This is a genomic window from Candidatus Zixiibacteriota bacterium (assembly GCA_029860345.1).
In the GTDB taxonomy this organism is placed as follows: Bacteria; Zixibacteria; MSB-5A5; order GN15; family FEB-12; genus JAJRTA01.
In genome coordinates this window covers 263946-288319 of the sequence record JAOUBJ010000004.1, presented here as the reverse complement: position 1 = coordinate 288319, position 24374 = coordinate 263946, and the positions used below count along the sequence as shown (strand labels likewise).

11 protein-coding genes are annotated in these 24374 nt (G+C 53.3%); 2 read left to right on the top strand and 9 right to left on the bottom strand.

What is annotated here, in order from left to right; genetic code table 11:
• Nucleotides 1-18: 18 nt before the first annotated feature.
• Together OEV49_06295 and OEV49_06290 are read right to left on the bottom strand one after the other, a co-directional pair.
• Nucleotides 19-1956 (bottom strand): hypothetical protein, encoded by a 1938-nt coding sequence (locus OEV49_06295; protein MDH3890676.1) that lies wholly within the window; start codon nt 1954-1956, stop codon nt 19-21.
• Nucleotides 1957-2135: 179 nt separating this feature from the next.
• Nucleotides 2136-4895: a T9SS type A sorting domain-containing protein gene (locus OEV49_06290; protein MDH3890675.1), complete on the bottom strand. Its 2760-nt coding sequence runs from the start codon at nt 4893-4895 to the stop codon at nt 2136-2138.
• Nucleotides 4896-5059: 164 nt separating this feature from the next.
• On the opposite strand from OEV49_06290, the gene OEV49_06285 reads away from it, so the two are divergent.
• Both OEV49_06285 and OEV49_06280 read left to right on the top strand, forming a co-directional pair.
• Nucleotides 5060-7510, top strand: a complete 2451-nt coding sequence (locus tag OEV49_06285) for a M14 family zinc carboxypeptidase (protein ID MDH3890674.1) — start codon at nt 5060-5062, stop codon at nt 7508-7510.
• A gap of 184 nt (nt 7511-7694) precedes the next feature.
• Complete coding sequence (locus OEV49_06280) at nt 7695-10445, top strand: PAS domain S-box protein (GenBank protein ID MDH3890673.1); 2751 nt, start codon at nt 7695-7697, stop codon at nt 10443-10445.
• 401 nt (nt 10446-10846) lie between these two features.
• Here OEV49_06280 and OEV49_06275 read toward each other — a convergent pair whose 3' ends face one another.
• The 7 genes from OEV49_06275 to OEV49_06245 all read right to left on the bottom strand — a co-directional run bounded on the left by OEV49_06275 (nt 10847) and on the right by OEV49_06245 (nt 24333).
• Nucleotides 10847-15607, bottom strand: coding sequence for a choice-of-anchor J domain-containing protein (locus OEV49_06275; protein ID MDH3890672.1), 4761 nt, complete (start codon nt 15605-15607; stop codon nt 10847-10849).
• 612 nt (nt 15608-16219) lie between these two features.
• Nucleotides 16220-17230, bottom strand: coding sequence for an ABC transporter ATP-binding protein (locus OEV49_06270; GenBank protein ID MDH3890671.1), 1011 nt, complete (start codon nt 17228-17230; stop codon nt 16220-16222).
• A gap of 46 nt (nt 17231-17276) precedes the next feature.
• Nucleotides 17277-18365, bottom strand: a complete 1089-nt coding sequence (locus tag OEV49_06265; GenBank protein MDH3890670.1) for a DNA replication/repair protein RecF — start codon at nt 18363-18365, stop codon at nt 17277-17279.
• 57 nt (nt 18366-18422) lie between these two features.
• On the bottom strand, nt 18423-19535 hold the full coding sequence (dnaN, locus tag OEV49_06260) for a DNA polymerase III subunit beta (GenBank protein ID MDH3890669.1): 1113 nt from the start codon (nt 19533-19535) through the stop codon (nt 18423-18425).
• A 271-nt stretch (nt 19536-19806) separates the two neighbouring features.
• A complete protein-coding gene (gene dnaA, locus OEV49_06255) occupies nt 19807-21171 on the bottom strand; it encodes a chromosomal replication initiator protein DnaA (GenBank protein ID MDH3890668.1) in 1365 nt (454 codons plus the stop codon).
• A gap of 409 nt (nt 21172-21580) precedes the next feature.
• Nucleotides 21581-22645 (bottom strand): Mrp/NBP35 family ATP-binding protein, encoded by a 1065-nt coding sequence (locus OEV49_06250; protein MDH3890667.1) that lies wholly within the window; start codon nt 22643-22645, stop codon nt 21581-21583.
• Nucleotides 22646-23814: 1169 nt separating this feature from the next.
• On the bottom strand, nt 23815-24333 hold the full coding sequence (locus OEV49_06245) for a nuclear transport factor 2 family protein (protein MDH3890666.1): 519 nt from the start codon (nt 24331-24333) through the stop codon (nt 23815-23817).
• Nucleotides 24334-24374: the final 41 nt, after the last annotated feature.

Below are 24374 nucleotides of genomic sequence, written 5' to 3'. Positions count from 1 at the left end.
TTCTCACATATTGCCGTCTCATTGATCCCCCTCGCTGCTGTCGACCGGGTTCAACTCGATATCCATGCCGCCGCCCCACTTGGAATCGGTTCGCCAGTAGAAATCGTTGCGCCCGTTACCCAGGTACTGATCGGCGCCGCCAAGATCGATGAACAAGCCTATCGAGCCAAAGTCCCTGCGCGGGTTGCCATACCCTTGTGTATTAAGCGGATTCTTGACAAAATAGCGATCCTCCCCCTCGCTGTCGATCAGCAAGCCGACACCGTTGGCCGAGCCTGCCCCCTGCGAGAGGTCGTAGGCGGTGTAGGTATCGTTGCCGTGTCGGTCCAGAAGGATACCGGCGGCATAGTCGTGACCACAACCATGCATCAAACCCTTGCCGAAATAGGCATCGGAGCCGTAATCGTCGATCAAGATTCCCAGCGTCATGTGTGTGGCCGCTCCCTGGGCATACTGGAATGACTGGTAGTTGTCATTACCGGATGAATCGTATATGAACCCCAGCGACCACCAGTAGCTGGCCGCCTGCGCGAAAATATCGGAGTAGTAAGAGTCGTTGCCCTTCAGATCGATAATGGCGCCGATGCCGCCTGACATCCACGGACGCACGCCGTAACCGAATCCTTGCGACAATGACAAGTAGTGATCCTCATACCGCAGTATGTCTTTGTACTTTCCGCCGGCGTAGTAGCTGTCGGAACCGTCGCTGTCATAGATCAGTCCGATGCCACCGACCCCGCCGAATCCCTGAGCGTACAAAGCAGCGTTGTAGATGTCGCGGCCACCTTCATCGATAAGCAATCCCAAACCGAACACGGCGGCGGCTTCGACATGAGTGTCGCCTTCGTAGCGGTCGATCCCCTCGGCGTCATAGAGCAACCCGAATCCGAAAAAGCCTGAGCCGAGCGCGAACGATTTGGCGTCGTAACGATCATCACCGCCGAAATCCACCAGCAGGCCCACCGATAGACAGCCGGAAGCCAGTCCAAAATCATCTTCGGTGCGATATATATCATTACCGCTCAAATCGATTATGATTACGCCGTGAGGATTATCGGGATCATATTCGAGATTGTAAACATCGTTGCCGCCCAAATCGACGATAAAGCTGAAGTCGCCTTCATAGTAGTCATTACCGGGACCGCCGACCTTCCATCCGGACTGAAAACCGAGATAGGCCTCCCGGTCGGCATCGTCCGGCAGATATCCGGTGGTGGTAAGCATCTGATGGACGTCGCCGGATTGTAGTTTCCGTCTAAGGTTCTGAGACTCAAGCAGTACTTCACGCAGACAATCAATCCCGGCCGCTATGACCGGATCGGGGTCGATCAGGTGTCCGAATTGGGCAAACTCCTCGGCATATCCTTCTTCGACTTTCTCCACCGAGTCGGACTGCTCGACCGTGAAGAACTCATGCTCAACGTGTTCGACAATCAGTTCCTTGAGTTCTACGGTCAAGAACTTCCGTTGGGCCGGGGTGAGTTTCGAGAGCATCATTTCGGTTGAGCCGGGAAAGATGACATTAAGATAGATCGCCGCCCTGGTCAACAAACGATTCAGGTCTTCGTTCCTATAGTGCAGGTTGTACTGCCGGGCAACTTCCGACGGATCGCCTCGATATGGCCGGGCTCGAACGGTCTGGCCCTCGCCGGCCAGGTCGGAGAACAGAATCCCGGCCAACACCTCAGGCTGGGTCGGCACGTGGGCATCTTTGAGCATCTGCGTGTAGTCGATCATCTGAAGAGGTCGCACCATCAGATCGGATATGATCTGGAGTCGAAACGAGTCCGGCTCGGTATAGTCGGGGCGGAAGCTGATATCGGACGGCTTCAGCCCCAGATACTCGGAAAGATGCATCAGTCCGAACTGTTCCGGGCTCAGACCGGTGCTATCCTGCGCCACCGTTTTCGAAGCGAACAGACAGAGCAGTAAACATAGAGCAACTCGGTGTATCATACTCCAGAGGTTAGGTGCACCGGCTGTCTATATCAACCATAAAATTGGAGAGTCTTTGACCGAGGTACGTCCCAAAAGGTCGGGCGCATGTAATTCAAGTTGCGCTGGGCCCTTTCCCGCTGAGGGTAAAGTTGTATACGAGCGAAGCGCAAGAGAGCCGTTTATGGCTCATCTGTCAATTACTTTAGCAGCAGCATCTTCTTGGTCTGGGTGAACGACCCCGACTCCAGACGGTAGAAATAGACACCGGCGGCAACCTCTCCTCCGGCCATCGAACGCCCGTCCCAGACAAACTCCTTTCGACCGTGCCCGAAGTACTGTGTCTTCTGATAGACAACGCGGCCGAGTACATTATATATCTTGATTCTCACGTCGCCTGCTTGTGGCAGATCGAACTGTATGACCGTAGAATTATTGAACGGGTTGGGATAGTTCTGTTCCAACGCATATTCCGTCGGCACGATTCCATCGTCTACGTCGATACCCAATACTTGATCGATAATCGCCTCGACTTTGGCGCCGGTATAGGTGCAGGTCTGTACTTCCAGCAGCGGCGCATGGACATTGCCAAGCAGCGGCCCGGCCGGGATGCGGCCGCCGCTTAATGATCCCAACCAGACACTTGTTGTCGAATCGGAGCGGTGATGGTAATCCATGCCGACAACATCGGTCAGATTCTGCGGTGTAACGACGCCGCCGAAATGAAACCAAACCGGACCCAGAGTGTCCGGGGTGGACACACTCGCCACACCATCAGACGCCTGTCTGAAGATAGCCGGGTTTGAGGATGTGCTGTCCCACTGAAAATAGGGGTCGCCATCACCGACGATTATTTGGATAATGTACTGCAGGTCCGCAATCGACAGCGGGATTCCGTCCTGATTGGCATCGCTGCGTTCGGCTATACAGGTCGTGTCGCTAAACACCGACAAACCTCTGACAAAGTAATTGGTGTAGAGAACAGCATCGGACACCTGGAAAGGTACCCCGTCGGAGTTCAAGTCACCCGGTTGACACCAGCCGGTGGTGTCACAGGCTATATGTAAGGCTCCGCCGTAAAAATCGATCAGGCGATGAGTTTGGTCACCTCGCGAACCATCCAGACAGCTATCCGGCGCCCCGGAATACGACGGGATCGTCTCCGGCGTCAGCAGACTGCCCTCGCTATCGAAGACCTCACGCGACATGAAGATATCTCGACCGGTTTTCGATGAAATCCTGTTGTCGAAACAGTGCTGCCAGAAGAAGTCGACCGGAGGTGAATCGCATTCAAACGTCCGGTCATTGGTGACCAGAAAATCAATCGTAAACAGTGTCGCAGGTAAACTATCGGGAAAAAAGCAAGTCGGCCGAAGAGTGTCTCCTTTATGGCCGGCTTGCCCTGATACGCGAAATAGTCCCGGCGGCAGATCGTCCTGCGGCGGTCCGATGGGACCGCGATGGAATTCGAGGTCCGCCCAATTACACTGCTGGAAGAACGGTCCCGGACTTGCGCCTACCGGCATCAGGGCCGATACGTTATGGGTCAAAGAGAAACTGAATCCGCCCATCGGTATGTTGCCCTCCTCCAGCACCACGTCGACATAGGCGTGTTCACCCTGCTGCACCTCCTCCAATGTCTGGATAACTATCCGGTACGGTTGTAACTCCTCGACCACCAGATCTATTTCACAGCTGTAATACTCCCCTGAAATACTAATGCACTCGATCACCAGATGGAACGTCTGATCTCCATCCAGACTGTCCGGCAAAACCGTCAAACGATGAGTCTCTCTGTTGGGACTGTTCGATCCGCGATTCTCAACCACATCTATCGTGCCGACGAACGAGGGTGTCACCTCTGCCACTCTAACCCGTGTCTTAGAACAGTCGCCGGCAAAGACCCGCATATTGAACGAAGATGAAATCTCCGATGGGATCGTTATAGGCTCACCGCAGGTGAAATCCATGGGATGAATGCCGACAGGTTGCTCGATTACTGTCACATTGAAGCGGCAGTTCTCATCGCCGCTGGTAACGACCGGTCCATAACGAGCCGCGATTTCGACCTCATAAGTCTGACCGATATCCGCTACTGTCGGTTCGAAAGTCCAATGCCAGTTTCCCACCATATGGCCCGGGCCGCTGACCAGATCGTAGAGTATCCCACTACTACTCACAGAATCCGGAAAGCGCGCCAACGGTGCATAATGAACCTCGTCACACGCCGTCATAGTTATGTCGTCTGAGCAGCGATAGAACACCGGGGTGGGTATGTTTTCTCGTGTATCGAAGTAGAACTCATGCACCGGGGTGGGAGGACCGCCCGGCGTATGGAGAGTAACCTGGAACTTCTTGCCCTGGTCAGCCTCAGCCGCCTCAAAGATCAGCTTGTCATTCTCGATATAAAGCGAACCCGCGGGTGGATACCATACGCGAAATATCTCCACTGTCGGTGCGTCACACTCATCCGGGTCAACTATTTCAATGTCGAATTCATGTACCCCCGGGGCTGTGACGAAAAAGATCGACCGGTGCGGCTGTCCATCCAGAAGGATACGGCTGAATACATCCTGCGGTTCCACCATGAACCGGCAGTACTCCTCCGGTGGCGTCGTATGCATCGGGCTATGGCCGACCGAAGCAGCAATCTCAACCGAATGCCACCAGGAGAAGGTTGCGGTGTCAGTATACCAATGCCACCAGCCGGTATGCTCGTCGATCTCCCCCGGTCCGGACATAAGATGGTAGCGGATGTTGGCATTGTTAGGATGATCCCTCTCAGGTAGTTCCGCTCGCACCTGAAAGTAAAACGAATCACAATGGTCGCCGGACATTCTGGGTGAGCAATCTACGAATTGGGGGTAGCTTTGATCGCCTGCATTGGCTGTCCCAACCGAACCGGCAGCGACAATAAGCAACGGCAATAGATAACTCAATAATATGGAAGTCGTTCTCATAGTTGGTCTCTTCCCGATGAGTACGTGATGTCTGACTATAAGATATCAGGAAATCCATTTTTGTCAACGCCAGGAGAGAAGAGTTTTCGGTTTCGCCTTGGATTGAGTCGATTTGTCGCTATATTGTTGCTGACAGACTTGATTCACCGCATTCGGAGGACAACTTGAAGATCAGATTGCTCTTTGTTATTCTGCTTCTGTTGATGACCACTCCCGCAGCATCAGCCGCCGATTCCAAACTGATGCAAGTGCGGGTTTACCTTGACGCCAAAACCGAGTACTCGAAACTCCGCACCCTGCACCTCGATCAGGTATATCAGAAGGACAATTATATAGAGGTGGTTGCCGATCAGGCTGAGTTCGAGACAATTGAAAGCGCCGGATTCAGAACCGAGATCGTCATCGAAGATGTAGTAGCGTACAACCAGTCACGGCTTGATCTGTCCAAAGACATGGGTGGTTACAAAACGCTCGATGAGATCAATATCTATATCGACGGCATCATCAATGAACACCGCAACACTGTCGCCCCCAAGCTCAATATCGGCTACACTATCCAGGGACGTCCCATTTGGGCGGTCAAGCTGTCCGACAATCCCACGACCGACGAAGATGAACCGGAAATCCTGTTTCACGCCGCCATCCACGCCCGCGAGGTTATTACACCCGAGGTCTGCCTGGCTATTATGGATACACTCACCGACTACTATGGAATCGATCCGCATATTACAGAACTCGTGAATACCCGCGAAATCTGGTTTATCGTGCCGGCTAATCCCGATGGCTATTACCACAATCAGGTGATCGAACCAAACGGCGGCGGTATGTGGCGCAAGAACCGTCGCGACAACGGTGATGGTTCTTTCGGCGTCGATCTCAACCGAAACTATGGATACCAGTGGGGCTACGACGACGAAGGCTCCTCACCCTGGCCCGATGATCCGACCTATCGCGGCACGGGGCCGTTCTCGGAGCCTGAGTCGCAAAACATGCGTGACTTTATTGCCTCGCGCAATTTCGTTATCACCATGGACTACCATGCTCACGGTAACGAGATTCTCTGGCCATGGGGGTACGATTACATTCTTTGCCCCGACAATGACTTGTTTGCCGTTTTAGGCGACTCGATGCAGGTTCTCACCGGTGGATACGCACCTTATCCGATTACCGGCCTCTATCTCGTAAACGGCGGCACGGTCGACTGGGGGTATGGAGAGCAGACGATCAAAAACAAAAACTTCGCGCTGTCAATCGAAGTAGGTTCCTACAGTGACAATTTCTGGCCGCCCTTGAATCGGGTGGAACCACTGGTCCAGGAAAACCTGGGTGCGGCGCTGTACTTGATTGAAGTTGCAGGCAGCATCCACCAGATCGCTCCGCCGGAGGCGCCCCTGTTATTCGTTGCCGACAGTGTGGACAGCATCGGCTACGAGGTTGCCTGGAGTCATGATGACACCTTGAACCCGGCGGTGCGGTACGAGTTGATGGAAATGCAGAACCTCCAGCGAATATTCGACCCGGCTGACGATTTTGACAATTGGACCAACAATCAATTCTCCATATCTACGGCGCGCGATCATTCGTTCCCATCCAGTTTCTACTCCGACTCCGGCCACAACTGGCAGAGATACGTAGAGACCGCCAACCCAATCCAGGTGTACGGAGAAGACAGCGTGATAGCCTGGCTATGGTACGACATCGAAGAAGATTGGGATTACGCCTACGTGGAAGTGTCCACCGACGGCGCCGTTTTCAATCCCATTGCCGGCAGCATCACCACCAACTATGATCCCTACGGCAACAATCGCGGCAATGGCATAACCGGCTCCTCGGGAGGATGGATCGAAGCGAGCTTCAATCTGGCCGCCTATCTGGGTCAGTTGATTTACATACGAGTCTCGTACCACACCGATGCATCGGTAGCCGGTGAGGGTATCTACGTCGACGATATCTATCCGGTCGAAGGGTTTGGCACAAAGACCATAATCGCCTCCGATCTGCCCGACACTTCGTATAGTTTCGCCGAAAAACCGACCGGGGTTTACTACTACAAAGTGCGCGCGCAGGATGCCGAGGATCAGTGGTCTGCATTTTCCGAAATCGATGAAACGTTTGTGGGTTCGTTCTACGTGTGTATCGATACAGACGCCGACGGTTTCGGCGACCCGGGTCATCCGGAAAACTCGTGTCCGGACGACAATTGCCCGTCGCATTACAATCCCACCCAGTCCGATGTGGACCTGGACGGCCTTGGTGATCTATGCGATGATTGTCCCAACGATCCCGATAACGACATCGATGCCGATACTGTCTGCGGCGACATTGACAACTGCCCGACGATAGCCAACCCCGATCAGGCGGATACTAACGGAGACGATGTCGGTGACGCCTGCTGTTGTACGCTGCGCGGCAACATCGATCATGCCGGTGGCGCTATGATCGATATCGCCGACCTTATTTGGATTGTCGACTTCATGTTCAACGACGGTGACGGGTTTGGCTGTCCTATGGAGGCGGATATCGACGCCAGTGGGGCAGGCCCCGATATTGCCGATCTGGTGTTTCTCATTGACTACATGTTCAACGCCGGGCCGCTGCCGCCGGTCTGTCCGTAAGGGGTGAACTGCAACATTTGAAATAGAATGATCTCGCGGATATCGCAATACAAGGCTGACAGGTGTGGCTTGCATGAGCGGTTTACAATCAGTATCATGATATGACATGACGGACAAACCCTGTTATAACAAGTAAGTCGGTGACCCGGTGACCCATTTCACAAGACCAGCAAAGCAATGTGCCATGCTTTCGGCTTTGGCGGTATGCCTGTTTGTAACGCTGGGATCGCCCAATGTCGCGGCCGCCGCCCTGCCGAACGAACCGACAGATTCCATAACCATCGCCCACTCGCTTGACTATCGACCGATTTGTTATGTCGACAGTTCCGGCCGGTCAATGGGAATCCTGATCGACTACTGGCGGCTGTGGTCGCAAAAAACAGGCAGCCCCATCAGGTTCGAACCGGCGCCATGGGATGAGTGTCTTAAGCGCGTTCGCGCCGGCGAAGTAGACATTCTGGCCGGCGCGTTCTACTCGCCGGAACGCGACCGTGAGTTCGACTTCTCGCAAACGTTGATTGAAATCAAAACGGCCCTGCTGGTTCGCAAGACCCTAACGGTAGCTGATTACACTGATCTGGCCGGACGGACGATCGCGGTTACACGAGGTGATCGAGCGGGCGACTTCCTGAAAAAGTATTATCCGTTTCTAACGGTACATGAATTCAATAGCTTCGAGGGACCGGTGCAAGCAGCAGCATCCGGCGAAGTAGACGCCCTGGCTATGGATTCCCCCAGCGCTGCACATTTCCTGAAAACCTACAGTATTGATGACGACTTTCGAGCGTTCAAAACGCTCTATGTGGGACGTTTGTGCGCCGGTGTGGCCGAAGGCCGGCTTGATCTGCTGGCGCATGTTGATGCTGGAATTGGGCAGATTCAAGATGAGGAGTTGGCCGACATTTTTGACCGCTGGGCGCCAACCAAAGCCGTCACCGGATGGCTGCTACTCAAGTGGTTGTTGGGAAGCCTGGTTGCTATCATTGGAGCCATGAGCCTGACCCATATTGTTACTCTGCGTATCCGTTTGCGACGGCACAAACTTGAACTTACGGCCGCCCAGGAGAAGTATCGACTGCTGTTCGAAAATGTTCCGCAGGGCATCGGCGTGAGCCGCGAGGGACGCTACATTTTTGTCAATCCCAGCATGTCGCGGATGTCCGGCTACAGTGCGCAAGAACTGACAAATCGTGACAAGATCGATCTGCTCGATCCCGCCGATCGCGCCAAGGGTCAGGAGTTCAAAGCTATGCGTCTGCGGGGTGAAACACTGCCCACCAGCTACAGTCTCCGGATAAGAACCGCCGATGATTCGCTTTTGTGGCTTCAACTCAACACGGTCGAGATCGAATGGGAAGGGGAGCCGGCGTTGCTTGAGTTCATCACCGACATCACGGAGTTGAAATCGGCAGAGGCGGCCTTGATAAAGGCGGATCAACAACTGCGCGCCATTGTCGACGTGTCGCCGGTGCCGCTGATTGTAACCAGGTTTGACGACGGTCGTATTCTCTACGTCAATAACAACCTGGCCAAACTGATGGACTATACCAAGGATGAACTCCTTGGGCAATTGTCGCCCAACTTCTACTACGATGTGGAGGATCGTCGGCGCCTGTTGGAGATTCTCATGCGCGACGGCCGCATAGACAATTACGAGGTTCGCCTCAAGAAAAAAGGTGGCCAACCGCTCTGGACAATCTTCTCTCTGGCCATTACCAATATTTCGGGTGAACAAGTCATCATGGGCGGCCTGTACGACATTACGGCACGCAGACAAGCGGAGGAACAGCTAAAGCTGTATCGTGAAATCTACCTGAGTTCCAACGATGGGATCGTGGTGATTGACGACAACGGAAAATACGTCGAGAGCAATCCAACCCACAAGGAACTTGCCGGCAAGACGGCCGAAGACCTCAAAGGGTGCAGTTTCGACAAAGTACTACCTATTGATTGCGCCCAGGAGTGCCACCGGCAAATCCAGCAATCCGGCAGCTACCGCGTTCAGAACACACACACCGCCGCCGACGGACAGGAACGAACTGTTGACATTTCAATCTTCCCCATCAAAGATGAATCGAATCGAAACAACTACTACGTCGGTATCGGCCGCGACGTTTCCCAAATGAAGAAACTCGTGGACGAATTGGAGAATGCAAATCAGGAATTGCGCGATGCCCAGACTCAACTGATTCAGTCTGAAAAGATGGCTTCGCTCGGCATGTTGGTGGCCGGTGTTGCGCATGAAATCAATACACCTCTCGGCGCTATCAACAGCATGCACGATACTCTGGTGCGGTCTGTGGATAAACTCAAAACTGCCCTCGAACAAGCAGGTGACCAAAGCAATGAACTGACACGCCGTCTGTTCAGTTATCTTTCCACAATCGACGATGCCAACCGGGTGATCACTACCGGCAGCCAACGGGTCACCAACATCGTTCGACGCTTGCGCAGTTTTGCCCGCCTGGATGAAGCGGAACTTCTCAACGCCGACATTCATGAAGGAATCGAAGATACCCTGACCTTGATCCATCATGAGATCAAACACAGCATTACGATAGTCAGGGATTATGGTGACCTTCCCCGCATCAACTGCTATCCCGGTCAGCTCAACCAGGTCTTCCTGAACCTATTGATTAATTCCAGCCAGTCGATCAGCGGTCAGGGTGAAATCAAAATCACGACCTTGGTGCGTGATGGACATATCAGGATTGCCTTCAGTGACAATGGCCACGGCATTCCGGCCGAGCAGTTGCCGAAGGTATTTGATCCCGGATTCACAACCAAGGGGGTAGGTGTTGGTACCGGGCTGGGTCTTTCCATCTGTTATCAGATCATCCGGGATCATCACGGTGGAATAGAGGTCGACAGCGAAGTCGGGCGCGGTACAACATTCACAGTGGTGCTCCCGATCGAGTCCGACGAACCATCGTAATAGATTTATATTGTGCAGGCTCCTTTGGCCCGCCACCGGCGCTTGTTAAACAGGTCCCGCTTGGCGTCATTGCGAACGATCCGCCGTCGGCGGAGGAGCGCGGCAATCTCATCCTCTGTCACCCTGAGCGCAGTCGAAGGGTGGAGCTCCAATTACGAATTGAGATTGCCACGGCACGCAAGGCGTACTTCGCAATGACGGTTCCGTGGGTTCATCAACAAGCCTCTTGCGCCGGACAACGTGGTGCACGAGGACGTACAGCACGCACACTCGGTGTCTTGAGTTTATCTATCGACAATGATTGCGATGTCAGGTATCTCCTATTTCAACCAGCGCGCCAGCCATAGAAAAACCCGCCGGCGCGAAGCCGGCGGGTATGGACATCGTATCAAGAAATGTGCTTACGGATGCTGTGGAGCGGCTCCACCCTGGAACATCCAATCCACGAAGTGGACCAGATCGGCGATATCAACCTCGCCGTCTGCGTTCACATCCGCAGTTTCCAGAAGTACGGGAGCGTCGCCGCCACCGAACATGTAGTCGACCATGAAGACCAGATCGGAGATATCAACGATGTGATCAAGGTTCAAGTCGCCTGAAATGTGACCGCAATAGGTAAAGTCGTCACTGGCGGCGAAGGCGCCGTTGTCGTCGGTACCATATACGGTGTAACTGCGGCTGTCGCAATCCCACATCAGGCCCTCGTTGTACATCATTGTGAAGTCAGCAAGGTCGAAAGTCAGCATCATCACCGGATCGGTCAGTCCCGGGTAATACGCGATGTATTCCCCGGCACATGGAATGGTGGCTCGGCCGTTTCCTATGGTCATGGAACCCATGTCCATATTGAGGACGCCGAGGTCGTCACCCATGTAGATGTGTCCGTCCATGTCCTCGTACTCGTTGATCATCATGGCGTTGATGACCGCAGGATCGATTACGAGAGTATCCGGCTGGACAGCATCACCGATGGTAATCGTGCACGGCACGATCTTCTCACCACGTCCGTCGTGAGTGATCTTCAACGCGGCGTCGTACACACCGTCGGTGAGATCGGTCGCATCGTAGTTAACCGAAATCGGCAGCGTACCACCGGCCGGAACGACGCCCGAAGTAGGATCGGCACTCAGCCAGAGCACCGGACCGTCCGGACAATCCAGGTTGATCCAGTAGTCGTTGTTGGTGCCGCACGGGTGGTCGTAGTAGTCCTGGTGACTCACAAAGACCCAGTAGGTACCGGGACCACAAGTGCGAGTGACACTGACGACATCATCCGGGTTACCTGTTCCGTAAGGATCGAGGGCTCCCGCGATGGCGCAGTCGGAGGTATCGACGAAACCGATGACAAACGCGAAGTTGGCGCTTCCCGAGAAGGTCACTTCGGTCTCAACGAAGAAATCAACGGTGTACCAGTCGGTGTCACGAGTGCCGCCATCGGCCCAGATCGTACCACAGATGGTCTGGCCGCAGTTGATAGGCTCAAACGCAGGCGAGGCCATGTTGCAGCCGCCGTTGGAGTCGCCACCGCAAGCTTCCGCTTCGGTGCTGGCGCCTGGCGGACATTCAAACGGATCGGGCTCTTCGTACTGGGTGACATTCAGTTCGTAGTCACCGGCATCGCCGCCATAACCGTCAATGCAGATATAGTAGGTATTGCCTGCGGTCAACGGCACCATGAGAAGCTCGGAGCGATAGCCCGGACAGGCATCGTCGTTGCAATCGACCAGGTTGCCGACCGTGTTTTCGTAGACAAACACCTTGGTGTCGTAGCCGGAGTTACAGAGATCGATATCGATCATCATATTGGAACCCGGCGCAAACGAGTAGACAACGTCCGGTGAAGTCGATCCGGTGTACGGACAGGCTTCATCGTAGTCGTCGGTGTAGCCGACTGTGGTACCGGTGCTGCTATGCGGCAGCCCGGCGATCACTGTGGCCGAACCGATATCGTCGCCACCCTGTTTCTGACCCGAAGGAACATTCTGCGGGCCATCGTAAGGCGGTTTCGGACCCGGGGCGACAGGGCTAAGATCAGAGTAAGGAACGGCGTTGCTCTGAATAGCCCCCTTGGAGTAGTCATAGCCAATGGAGAAATTGATATCTCCGGGGCCGTTGGCGCCGAGGGTCAGCGTCTGGCTGCCCTGGGAACCAGCCGGCTGGGTTCCGAAGTCGATCGACGCCGGAGATGCCGTCAACTCAGACGGAGCCAAGCCGACCACATGAATGGTGTAGGGACCAACTGAACCATAACCGGGATCCTTCATTACCGGATAGTAATAAGTACCGGCGGCCAGATCGTCATACACGATAGTGACGTTGCCGTCACCACATGAGGTGAACTCATAAGCGCCTGCGGCAGTGAAACTGTCGCACGGGCAACCATAGGCCAGGTTCAACCAGGCGTTACCCCAGGCCGGTGAGTTGGTGCAGTAATCCAGAGTTACATCCATCTGCGTCGGCAGAGTGAATGCCAGCCAGGTGTGCGGACCCGGGAAGGAAGCGCACTGGTTGGTGGCACAACTGTTGTCACCCGTAAAGGTCTCTGTTGCGCCGTGGAGCAACGTGACCGGGGTGACGCCTTCGCAGTTGTCATTGTCCGGAGGTGTGCAGGTGTCAACGCCTATGTTGAGAAGACCGGCACCGGTCGCACTGGAATATCCACCCACTTCGATCAGGATCGGAACGTCTTTCACAAACGGGATATCCAATATCTCAGACTGCAAGGAGCGGTCCTTGTAACAGTCGGCATCGTCGTTACAGCCCAGCATCACGGCGGTGTACGGATCGAGTCCGTCGTAGACAGCCAGCTTGGTATCGTAGCTGGAACCACACAGCTTGACATAGCCGAGACCGTCGGAATCCGGGGTGTAACAGTACCAGCGGTTAGGCGAGTACAAGCAACCCTGGGGACCGTCCGGCGTGAAGCCGACCGTGGTGAAGGCCAGGTCGACAACTTCGCCGCCCAATGCTTCACAGTCTTGCCAGGCATCGCCGGGTTCCGGCTCTCCCGCCAAAGCGATCAACAGGTTGAAGTCCGGCATACAATCCGGTGACGGCCAGGTATCAACCTGGATGTAGTAGTAGCCGGCGGCCAGAGTCAGATTCAGAATCGTGACGTCGCCGCTGGAGGCGGTGGCCTTGGCGATACAGGAGTTATCAGAGTCCGGGCACTCATCATCGACCGAGAAACCCTTCCAGGTGGAACCGGAGCTCAGGGTCAGGTCAATGGTAACCTCGGCGCCGACGTCGAGCATGTAAATCATGTCTTCGCCACCGTCGTAGGAACCCAGACAGGTCGCATCGTAGTTATCGGTGCGGCCACAGGTATAGCTGGTGTGGGCGAACTCATCGTCAACCATATCATCCGGCAACTTAACCACGAAAGGATCGCCGCAGTCGTCACCAGCTTGTGGCGGCGGCGGCGCTTCGAAGGTCAATGAGAAGGCCGGTAGACAGGCCGGTGACGGCCAGGTGTCGACCATGATGTAGTAGGTACCAGCAGCCAATGACAGTCCGTCAATGCTGTGCGGGGCACTGCTGCTGCTGGTGGAGTAGTCGATACAAGGATCGAAGGTGCCACAAGCATCGGAGATCGACACACCTGAGTAGGTAAGACCCATCGGATCGAGCGTGATCTTAAGATCCATTGCTTCGGTCAGGGTAAGTTCCATGATGAAGTCTTCACCGCCATCATAGTAACCCAGACAGGTAGCATTGTAGACATCGCCCATGCCGCAGGTGAGCAGACCGCTCTCGGTGTGCGGCAGATCGCCGGACCCGAGTGAGAGCGGATAAGGATCACCGCAGGAACCACCCGGAGGCAGCGGAGCGGACTCAGACAGACTGAAATCGAACGAGAAGTCCATTCCACCCTTGAGACCATCGTCGGTATAGACCGGGAACAGATAAGTAGCCGGTCCGGGGAGACGATCCCAGTTCATATCCGGGTTGGTGGTGCCGTCACCACAGTCGTTAAAGGCATAGCCGTTGGCAATGATATATGAGTTGCAGTCCAGCGGAAGAACTTCCGGATAGACGACAATTCCTACCGTGTAAATGTCCAGCGGAGTGCCGCAGTAGTTGATATACACGTCGTTTTCAGTGTATGGAGCCTCAAACACATACCAGACAGCTTCCCAATCCAGCACGCCGGGGCAATCGATAGTGGCCGACTGAGTCGAACCGGTGACGGTTTCACCGTCGACGATTACGATAGCGTTTTCCGGATTGTCGTTCGGCGGTACCGAAGGACACGGCGTGGTGCAGTCCAGGCCGAGGGTCCAGTTACCACTCAGAGCGGCACATTCACCTTCGGTGTTATCCAGGCATTCGAGCATGTCGACGCCGTAGCAGCAACGACCCACCGGCGGGGCGGCATCGTTGATCGACATTGCGTCAACCGAGAACTGGGCGCCGTCGTAACCGGTGTAGACAAAGGCGATTTGAACGCCGTCTACCAGATAACCGGCCAGCGAAATCTGAGCATTGTACCATTCCCAGTTGGTCCAAACGTCGGTCGGCTCGGTCCAGAGATCGTCCCAGTTGGAGCCGCCGTCGGTGCTGATTTTCACCGTCAGGTCGCAGTTGTCGTTAGGATCGACCGACCAGTAGTAACTACCATTCCACCAGAAATCAAGCACCCAGGCGGTACCGCCCGACAGATTGAGCGACGGGCTGATCAGCCACTCGTCCTGGTTGCCTGAGTAGGTAGCATCATATTCACACGTGGCGTAATACAGTCCCTCATAGGGAGCATAGTCGCCCTGTGCCCAGGTCTGGACGTTGTTAACAATCGTGGTCCAGCCAGTTGGCGGAATGCCGTCGTTAAAGCCTTCAAAGAACAGCTCCGCACTCGGGTGCATGTACTGCTTGGCCTCGACCTGAATCGGCGTCGAGCGCAGGTCCAGTTCGAACCTGTGCTGAGTGGCCATTTCAAGCAGCTCGAGTTCTTTTTGGTCGATAACTGACTGGTCCGGCGTCACATCCTCTTCAGGATCTTCGTGCACCGGGGCCAATTGTTCTTTCAGTTCAAAGTCGGCGCCGTCACCCTGAGGCAGGGGTTGGATTGGCACCGGGCTATCTGAGCCGATAACCACCAGTCCAAAACCCATCAACAGAGCGCAGGCTGCCAAGGCTTTGAAAACAGTTGAGAGTTTAAGCATGTAGTAACCTCTCTGCAAGTGTGCAGTAAGTTAGGGGTTCTGTAAACTACTCTAGATAGAATTCTGCTAAGTGTGAAGAATTTTGTTACTCTCCTTCAACAACTCCCGCTCAATGTCAGCAGACAAACATTGGTCGGAGTGGGATTACCTCATACGTCTCTCCTCCTTTTGCATCGTAGATAGAACATGTTGGAATTCAAAACGCGAATATCTCGATAAATTACCTCATCCCGTCATTTTGCCAGTCGGACCCGACCAGGGGTATGAACATATCCTGCGTCGAATGGTAAGGGACCGCCGGACTGTATAATAGACACGTAACCTGATATTCTCTGTTAAATTAAGGCCGGTTTGCCCTATAGTCAAGGGGTTTTTTGGATTAAGGCCAACAAAACGGCCTTGCGGGCGGGTTTTGTGGATGTCGGAAAAACGGAGGAGGGGGGCTACAGTGACGTTCTCCAAACGAAGAGTGAATCCACCCACGTCGCGTATGGACTAGTGAACCGTCGGCCAACCTCACCCGGAGTTAATGAGATTAAAAGTGATCGACCTATCGCTCGACGATAACCGATTGAACTAGAGGTTAGTACGATGGCACCGGAGACGCGGTGTTCAACCGCCCGAGTCTCTCAAACGGTTGCCGTTCTCTTGATCAAAAACAAGAACCTGCGCGTTTTCGATATCAAATCGGACGTGGTTGCCTGCCGAGAGCGGCTTTTTGCAGCCGGCTGCGGTCAACTTGAATTGCTTGTAGTCTATTTCAAGCACGTACTGGTTGCCCAGGTATTCACACCCAGTCACGGTTCCTTCATGGCTTCCCTCATCGACAATGCGGATTGATTCCGGTCTGATTCCCAGTAGTACACCGGACTCAACGGCCATCAGTGCGATGGATTCATTTGAAAAACCAAACAGAGCCAACTCTGCCGGAGTTTGAACGGGTATCACATTCAGTTTTGGTTGCCCGATAAACTCAGCCACAGCCAGACAGTCCGGATCGCGATACAGTTGCTCAGGTGTGCCGACCTGCCGCAAACTCCCTTCATGCAGCACGGCAATGCGGTCGGCCATAGTCAACGCCTCCGTTTGGTCGTGAGTGACATAGACTGTCGTGACACCGAGCATTTTCTGAAGGTCTACGATCTCGCGTCGCATGCGTGCCCTTAGATCGGCATCGAGGTTGGATAACGGTTCATCCAACAGAAACAACTGTGGCTTTCGAATAATAGCTCGCCCCAGTGCCACCCGTTGCCGCTGGCCGCCTGAGAGCATGCCAGGTTTGTCGGTCAGTCGTTCTGACAACCCCAGCATCTTGGACGTTCGCAGCACCCGATCTGCAATCTCGGCCTTGTCCACACCCGCAATCTTGAGGGGAAAGGCCAGATTCTTCGCGATGGTCATGTGGGGATAAAGAGCATAATTCTGAAACACCATAGCCACTTGTCGGTCTCGAGGTCGCATGGCGTCTATTCGTGTTTCATCGAGATAGATCTCTCCTTGATCGGTTGTCTCCAAGCCTGCAATCATTCTAAGCAAGGTCGTTTTGCCGCAGCCGGAAGGACCCAACAACACCAATAGTTCACCGTCCTTGAGAGACAGCGAAATGTCCTCCAGTACCTTCACCCGACCAAAACTCTTGCTGATTTTTGTTAACGTCAGTCGAGGCATCCTAACCGACCATTTCCACTTTACCGTCCACAATTTCAAAGTTGCGACTGTTTTGCCTGAGTGAATCCGGCGCCGTCACCGCCGTGGTTAGAAAAAGCTGCCCCATATCGCCAAATGCACCGATTAGAGCGTCGCAACGTTTGGCATCAAGCTCCGCGAAGACTTCATCCAAAAGCAGAATAGGTGTCTGACCACGTCGCTTCTTCAATAAATCAAATACGGCCAGTTTGAGCACGATTGCAATCGAGCGCCACTGCCCCTGGGAACCATGACTGCGGGCCGGAAGATCAGCCAGGCCAAAGTACATGTCATCCCGGTGCGGACCCACCAGAGCCGTCTGTAAGATCGCCTCGCGATTATGCATCTGTTCTAACCGAGCTTTCATGCTCGCCGCAATAGCCTCGGAATCTGATTGTATTTGATCGAACGACACCGAGGGCCGATACTCAATTGCCAACTCCTCGCCGGAGGAAAGCCGACGATAAAAAGCAGAGGCCAGTTGATTTACGTCGGCGATAAACCTCGCTCGGGCATGCATGATACGACTGCCGACAGCCACCATGATAGTATCAAAAGGTGAACTGTCACCTTCGGATTTTAAGGCGGCGTTTTTCTGCGCTAAGGCTCGCTGATAGTCACTGAGGTCGGTAAGATAACTAAAACTGAGTTGACTTAGGTGGATATCCAAAAAGGCACGTCTCACCGACGGTGAGTCGGCCACCACACCATTGTCCTCCGGCCCGGCCGAGACAACACTGAAATGTTCGTACAATTCAGATAGACGGGCCGACAGGCCGTCAATTGTCAGTTTCTTGCGTCCTCCTCGTTGGTAAGCGGCGGTCACATCACATATCTCGTTTTCGTTTTGCAACTCGCCCTCCAACCTATACACATCCGACTGCGAACCTAACAGCACCTGGTCACCGGCGCCTCGCTGGGAGCGACCAAGACAGAGGGTGTGGATTGCTTCCAAAAGGTTGGTCTTCCCGGACCCATTATCACCCGAGAGGATATTTACCCCATCTGAGAACTCTACCTTAACAGAGGAGAAATTGCGAAAGCCAACGACGGAAAGAGACTTGATCTGCATGGTCTACACCGTCGATATACTCACTTGAGTGTGGGTGGTTGCGGCGGTACGACCGCTTTACTCGGCCAGACGTAACGGCATTACGAGACAGAGATAATCGTTGCGTGGTATTGATGGAGCATATATTACCCCAGCCGCCACCGGCGTCGATAATTCGAAAATCACCTCTTCACCTTCCATTTTTCCGAGTATTTCGGTCACGTATGTAGCGTTATATCCCATTTCAATGTTCTCGCCGTTGTACTCGCAATCCAACTCTTCAATACCCTCGCCACCCACATCAGCGTTGGTCGTAGATAAAGTCAGCCGTCCGGACTTGACGGAAAACCTAACCTGGTGCGTCAGAACGTTTGATAGAATCGATACCCGACGCACGGCGCCGGCCAGTTCATCTTTGGATACTACCAGTTTCTTATCGTTAACAGTTGGAATAACCTGTTCGAAGTTCGGGTAGGGGCCCTCGATAAGCCGCGATGTTAAGATGATATCACCAAGGTTGAAAATGATATTGTTCTCACCAAAAATAATCCCGATCTCCCGCGTTTCATTTTCAAGAAACTTCGGAATTAGGTTGAGTACTTTTGGCGGAATGATCACATCTTCGTTTATTCCGCGCAGTTTTGTATTTTCGATAGACATACGTGCCAGGCGATGCCCGTCGGTAGCCACCATCTGCATCCGTTCGCTTTGGGTCTGCCAGAGTACACCGTTCAGGGCCGGGCGGGTCTCATCATCGGAACAGGCAAATGATACCTTACGAATCATCTTCACCAGGCCGGCCCCCTCGATTTTGATCTCTTTTTTGGTATTGACCGCAGGTAATTTTGGAAAATCTTCAGCCGCCACGGTAGCTATCTTATAGGACCCGTTCGGTATTTTGATTTCCATGCGTGACCCGGTAGTCTCAAACACTATCTCCGATTCAGGAACTTCCTTAACGATATCGAAAAGTATCTTGGCTGGAATAGAGGCTGACCCCTTTCGGCTCACCTTACACTCCAGTGAGGCGGTAATTGAAACATCCAGATCGGTCGCCGATATTTTCAGTTTATTCTCCAAAGCCTCAATCAGCACATTGGTGAGAATCGGCAAAGTAGATTTACTTGGTACTACCTGAAGTATATGCTGCAGATAATTCGTAAGTTTAGACTTGGGCAACGAGAACTTCATTTCATGTCTCTCCGTCAGGTTATCCTCAACTTATCCTTAAAACAATCCAGTATATCTCAAACTAATAGTATTAATAAGGTCTGTTAAAATGTTCACAGCTGTCATTTAGCGTCTTTTTTTACTTCGTATAAGCTGGGCGTTTAGACACTTAGGGTGACCCTCACTTATCCTCAAACCTACCACCATTCCATCCACAACACAACACCTTTTCCACACAACTCAAGCCAAAAACAAAACCTAACATCTTACACACAGTACAGTCCACACCTTATCAATAGAGCAATGATGCTGAAATTTGGTCGATACGCTCACGAAATGTAGGCTCCACAGCCATTTTTTTCGAGATTAAATCGCAAGCGTGAATAACCGTTGAGTGGTCCCGCCCGCCGAATTCACCACCAATCACCTTAAGCGAACTGTCAGTCAGCGACCTGGCCAGATACATGGCTACTTGTCGGGCCAGGGCGATGTGTGATGTCTTTTTCTTGGCCTTCATCATGGTGGGGTCGATATCAAAATGATCGGCCGTCGTCTTCTGGATGGCGCCTATAGTAAGCTGTTTCTTCTGCCTGGTGAATGTGTCAGAAAGAAGCTTGCGAGCCATCGACAAATCGACAGAGGTTTTTTTGAGTGATGCATAAGCTACCAGCCGGATCAAAGTGCCTTCAAGTTCTCGAATGTTGGTGGTGACGGTATCGGCGACCAGTCGAATAACATCATCGGGTAGAGATATCCCCTCGGAAGTCAGCTTCTTGTACAAAATAGCCATACGGTTTTCAAGATCGGGCGCCTGAAGATCGGTCACCAAACCCCACGAAAAGCGGGAGAGTAGCCGTTCTTCAAGGTCCTTGATTTCGCGCGGGGGACGATCGGAGGTAAGGACTATCTGCTTGCCGTAATGGTAAAGAGAATTGAAAGTGTGAAAGAACTGCTCCTGGGTCGATTCCTTACCGGTTAGGAACTGAATATCGTCAATCAGTAGGGCGTCCACCTCGCGATACATCCGAGTAAACTGAGAGACAGCTCCCTCGGAGATAGACGTGATAAAATCGGATGTGAATTTCTCCGAGGTGGCGTACACCACTCTCTTGTTGGGAAACAACTCCACAATACGATGACCTATAGACTGAAGCAGATGCGTCTTTCCCAACCCGGTACCGCCATAAATGAATAGCGGATTGTAGCGAGTAATCCCGGGAGCATCGGCAACAGCCATCGATGCCGCGTGAGCCATCTGGTTAAAATCACCCACCACGAAAGAATTGAAGCGATATCTTTGTGACAGGTGCGGAGTATCACCACTCTTGACCGGGCGGGTCGTTTCTGCGGTGGCTTTTGCTTTTTCAAATTCAATAGCCACCTGATGCTCCGAGCCACCGTTTTCATTTATGGCATATCGCACGGCATAAGGTTGCCCCAGGACCTCATAGAAAGCTTCCGTGATCAACTCGCTAAAGTGACCGCTGATCCAGTCAGCTACAAACTGATTGGGTACGCTTAGCACGAATTCACCATTCTCAAGCGGTGCTCCGGTCGTCTGCTTGAGCCAGGTGTTGAAAGACTGCTCTTTCATGCGTCGTGACATGTAACTGAGGCAGTCTCGCCACTGCTTTGAATTGGCTATTTCCGTTTGCATGTTCTGGCTACCTCCCTGATCTATCCACATCACGGCCGCTAATCAATCGGTTGCCCCAGTTCGAATTGACGGACAGCACAGTATTGCCGCGATTAGATTTCAACATTTTGTTCCACAATTTCAGCCCTGCAGGTTGTCGCTAAATCCATATAGCATAACAGACCTGATATTCAACAACGAATCAGCCCACATGTTATCAACAATTTGTGATTTGACTCTCTTCATGAGCCTATTTACGGAATACGTCCCCCCCGGTCAAGCAACGCCTGTTGATAAATCGGACTATTCTTGAAGTGGCTGTTTACGAGAGCCTTACACCACAATCAAAAAACCATCAAACAAAGACATAGAGAGCACATGTTTGTCGGATGATAATCTCGGATGGCAAAAGACCGTTGGTAGCACACAGTTATCTACCTGCTGTACCGTCGATCAATTGTGCAATGCTCTCGAACAGTTTCACCTGATCAGGCGTACCGTCCGATGCGACCGGTTTGCCCGAGTCGGATCCTTCGCGCAACGACGTCATCAGAGGTATCTCACCAAGGAATGGGACGCTGAGTTTTTTGGCCAGGTTCTTACCACCGTCGCGACCAAAAATGTATTCACGTTCCCCGTTGGTCTCAAAGTAAGCCATGTTCTCGATAACACCGAGTACTCTCAAATCTGTCTTTTCAGCCATCTTGGCCACCCGCCCGGCTACATGGGTCGCCGTCGCCTGCGGTGTGGTGACCACCAGCATCTCGGCCGAAGGAATGGCCTGGGCGATGGTCAGGGATACATCGCCGGTGCCGGGCGGAAGGTCCAGAAAAAGATAGTCGAGCTCATCCCACACGACGTCGCGTATGAACTGGTTTATCGCTTTGTGCAAAAGCGGACCGCGCCAAACAACCGGTTCGTCCTCGCTGATAAAGAGGCCCATCGAAACAACCTGGATATTGTCCCCCTTGCGTAGCGGTATGATCTGATCGTCGATCATGGTGGGACGGCCTTCGACACCAAGCATGTGCGGAATCGAAAAACCGTAAACATCGGCGTCCAACAAACCCACTTTGTAACCAAGTCCAGCCATGGCCACGGCGACATTGGTCGTGACAGTCGATTTACCCACCCCGCCCTTGCCGGAGGAGACAGCAATAAACCGTTTGGCATAGCTGACCGGGGCCGGGCCTTTGGCTTGAGCTGAATCACTGAAGCCGAGTTTCTGACGCAGGTTCTTGCGTTGTTCATCGGTCATAACATCGAATTCGACCCGAACCGATTCAGCACCCGACAGCGCCCCCACGCCGGTAGTGATATCGCGCGAGATTTTTTCTTTCATTGGGCAGCCGGGCACAGTGAGCGAGACACCGACGGTGACATCGCCGCCCTGGATATCGATAGATCGAATCATGTCAAGATCGGTCAGCGGCTTTTTCAACTCCGGATCGTCGATTTTGTCGAGTACTTCTCGGACAGCAGTTTCGGTAAGCATAAGGAATGAATTCCTTCTTATCAGTTTGGTTGGTCGGCCTCATATCATACGTGCCCGACGGGTGGCACCCTCAAGGTTTCTTTGGGGGTGATTTTTCTCCAGCCGATTCCCGTCCCAAACAAGGTTTGAGACGGCCACCCAACCGGATTGCGAGGGCCTAATATACTGCCTTCTTCTCTATATAAAAGCAGTTTGTAGCGAACTTGGTTCCCAGGCCACAGGTGGCTTACATTGGGTGGCACCCTCAAACCCGGTTTGGGGGTGGCGATAGATCGCTTGCTAGTTTGTATCCTCACCCTGAGCTCATGCACAACTCGTCATGAGGTGACGCCGCGCAAAGCGCAAGGAACCCATTTATGGGCGGCTTGACCGTGTCGCCCTGAGCGGAGTCGAAGGGTGAATCTACTGCGCCGATGGCGAAAGTCTCTGGGCATGTCATTCCGGCGAAGGCCGGAATCCAGGTCTGTATTCCAAGACTGGATGCTGGCCTGCGCCAGCATGACGGACACAGTAGCCCACCTAAAGCGTCGCGGCGGGTGGATTGCATGTTCCTCCGGTTCCTGCTTTCGCCGAAGGCGAGGGTGTGATCCGGAGGTTTCAAAAGCTGCTTTTACACAATGCCTTAGTGAGAGTCGAAGGGTCACAATCCCGTCTTCGTCGAGATCAGGACCCAGCCAAACGCCATTCTGACACATGAAGGTCTGAAGTGGCCACCCAATTGGGGTGGCAACGCGGCAATCTGTGGGGCATGCCCTTAATAACACAAGTGCCCCCGGTCCTAGCCGACCGGGGGCTTGGTGATGTTTCCAGAGGGGGGTGGAAACATCGATATCAGGAACTAACGACAGGAGAAACTAATCTTCATATTCTGATCTTCTAAACAGTTAGTCTGATAAACCCGGACTTGGTTCACTCAAATCGATCGAATTGGAGAGGAAAAACGGCCACCGTCACCCCGATCGGAGTCGATGGGCAAGCGGAATCGAAGCGTATGCGGAATCGAATGACAGGCTTGCCTGTCGGGACCACAGGGGTCCTGACCTACTTCATGCTGAGCGCAGTCGATGCATGAACGACTCACAAAAAAGACGCCACCCGGGGTTAACCGAGTGGCGCCGTGCTCATCCCTAAGCAAGGTCGTCATCCGATGACCTTACATAGAATTCTTATCAGTTTTCTCCTTCGTCGGCATCCCCCGCAGCCACACGTTCGTGTGGTCCGGGCTCACTTTCCTCACCAATCTCGGCGACAATCTTACCGGCCTCGTTAAAGCGGTATAAAGTAATACCACCCCAGCTATGGAACTCGTTGGTCGGCTGCATGCTGTCGTTGGCTGTAGCCACATTTCGTCCTGTAAAGCTCCAGAGCAAAACCACTCGGTCACCCTCTTCAACCGCCTCATGTATGGTCACCTGAGTGTCCTTCCACCTACTACCAAAACCGACGGCAAACTGTTTGACCGCCTCGCGGCCGCGAATTGCAGGTTTGTTGAACAACTTCTGGAAGATAGGATAACTTATGACAATGTCATCGCTGGCCAGTTCGTCCACAACGGTTGGGTCGCCTCCGTAGACACCGCGAAAGAACCTTTCGACCAAAGCTTTGCGATCAGATTTCACATCAACTCCTGTATTGCAGCAACCGTTCAGCAGGAAGAGCATGAGTGCGAAGCAAAGATGTTTGAACACTTATTCCTCATTCCCTTACGCCATCACCCTTCGACTGCGCT

Excerpts from the sequence above, each read along its gene's own strand:
- dnaA (MDH3890668.1), bottom strand. The coding sequence starts at position 21,171 with ATGCAAACGGAAATAGCCAATTCAAAGCAGTGGCGAGACTGCCTCAGT.
- OEV49_06280 (MDH3890673.1), top strand. The coding sequence starts at position 7,695 with ATGCTTTCGGCTTTGGCGGTATGCCTGTTTGTAACGCTGGGATCGCCC.
- dnaN (MDH3890669.1), bottom strand. The coding sequence starts at position 19,535 with ATGAAGTTCTCGTTGCCCAAGTCTAAACTTACGAATTATCTGCAGCAT.
- OEV49_06250 (MDH3890667.1), bottom strand. The coding sequence starts at position 22,645 with ATGCTTACCGAAACTGCTGTCCGAGAAGTACTCGACAAAATCGACGAT.
- OEV49_06265 (MDH3890670.1), bottom strand. The coding sequence starts at position 18,365 with ATGCAGATCAAGTCTCTTTCCGTCGTTGGCTTTCGCAATTTCTCCTCT.
- OEV49_06295 (MDH3890676.1), bottom strand. The coding sequence starts at position 1,956 with ATGATACACCGAGTTGCTCTATGTTTACTGCTCTGTCTGTTCGCTTCG.
- OEV49_06275 (MDH3890672.1), bottom strand. The coding sequence starts at position 15,607 with ATGCTTAAACTCTCAACTGTTTTCAAAGCCTTGGCAGCCTGCGCTCTG.
- OEV49_06290 (MDH3890675.1), bottom strand. The coding sequence starts at position 4,895 with ATGAGAACGACTTCCATATTATTGAGTTATCTATTGCCGTTGCTTATT.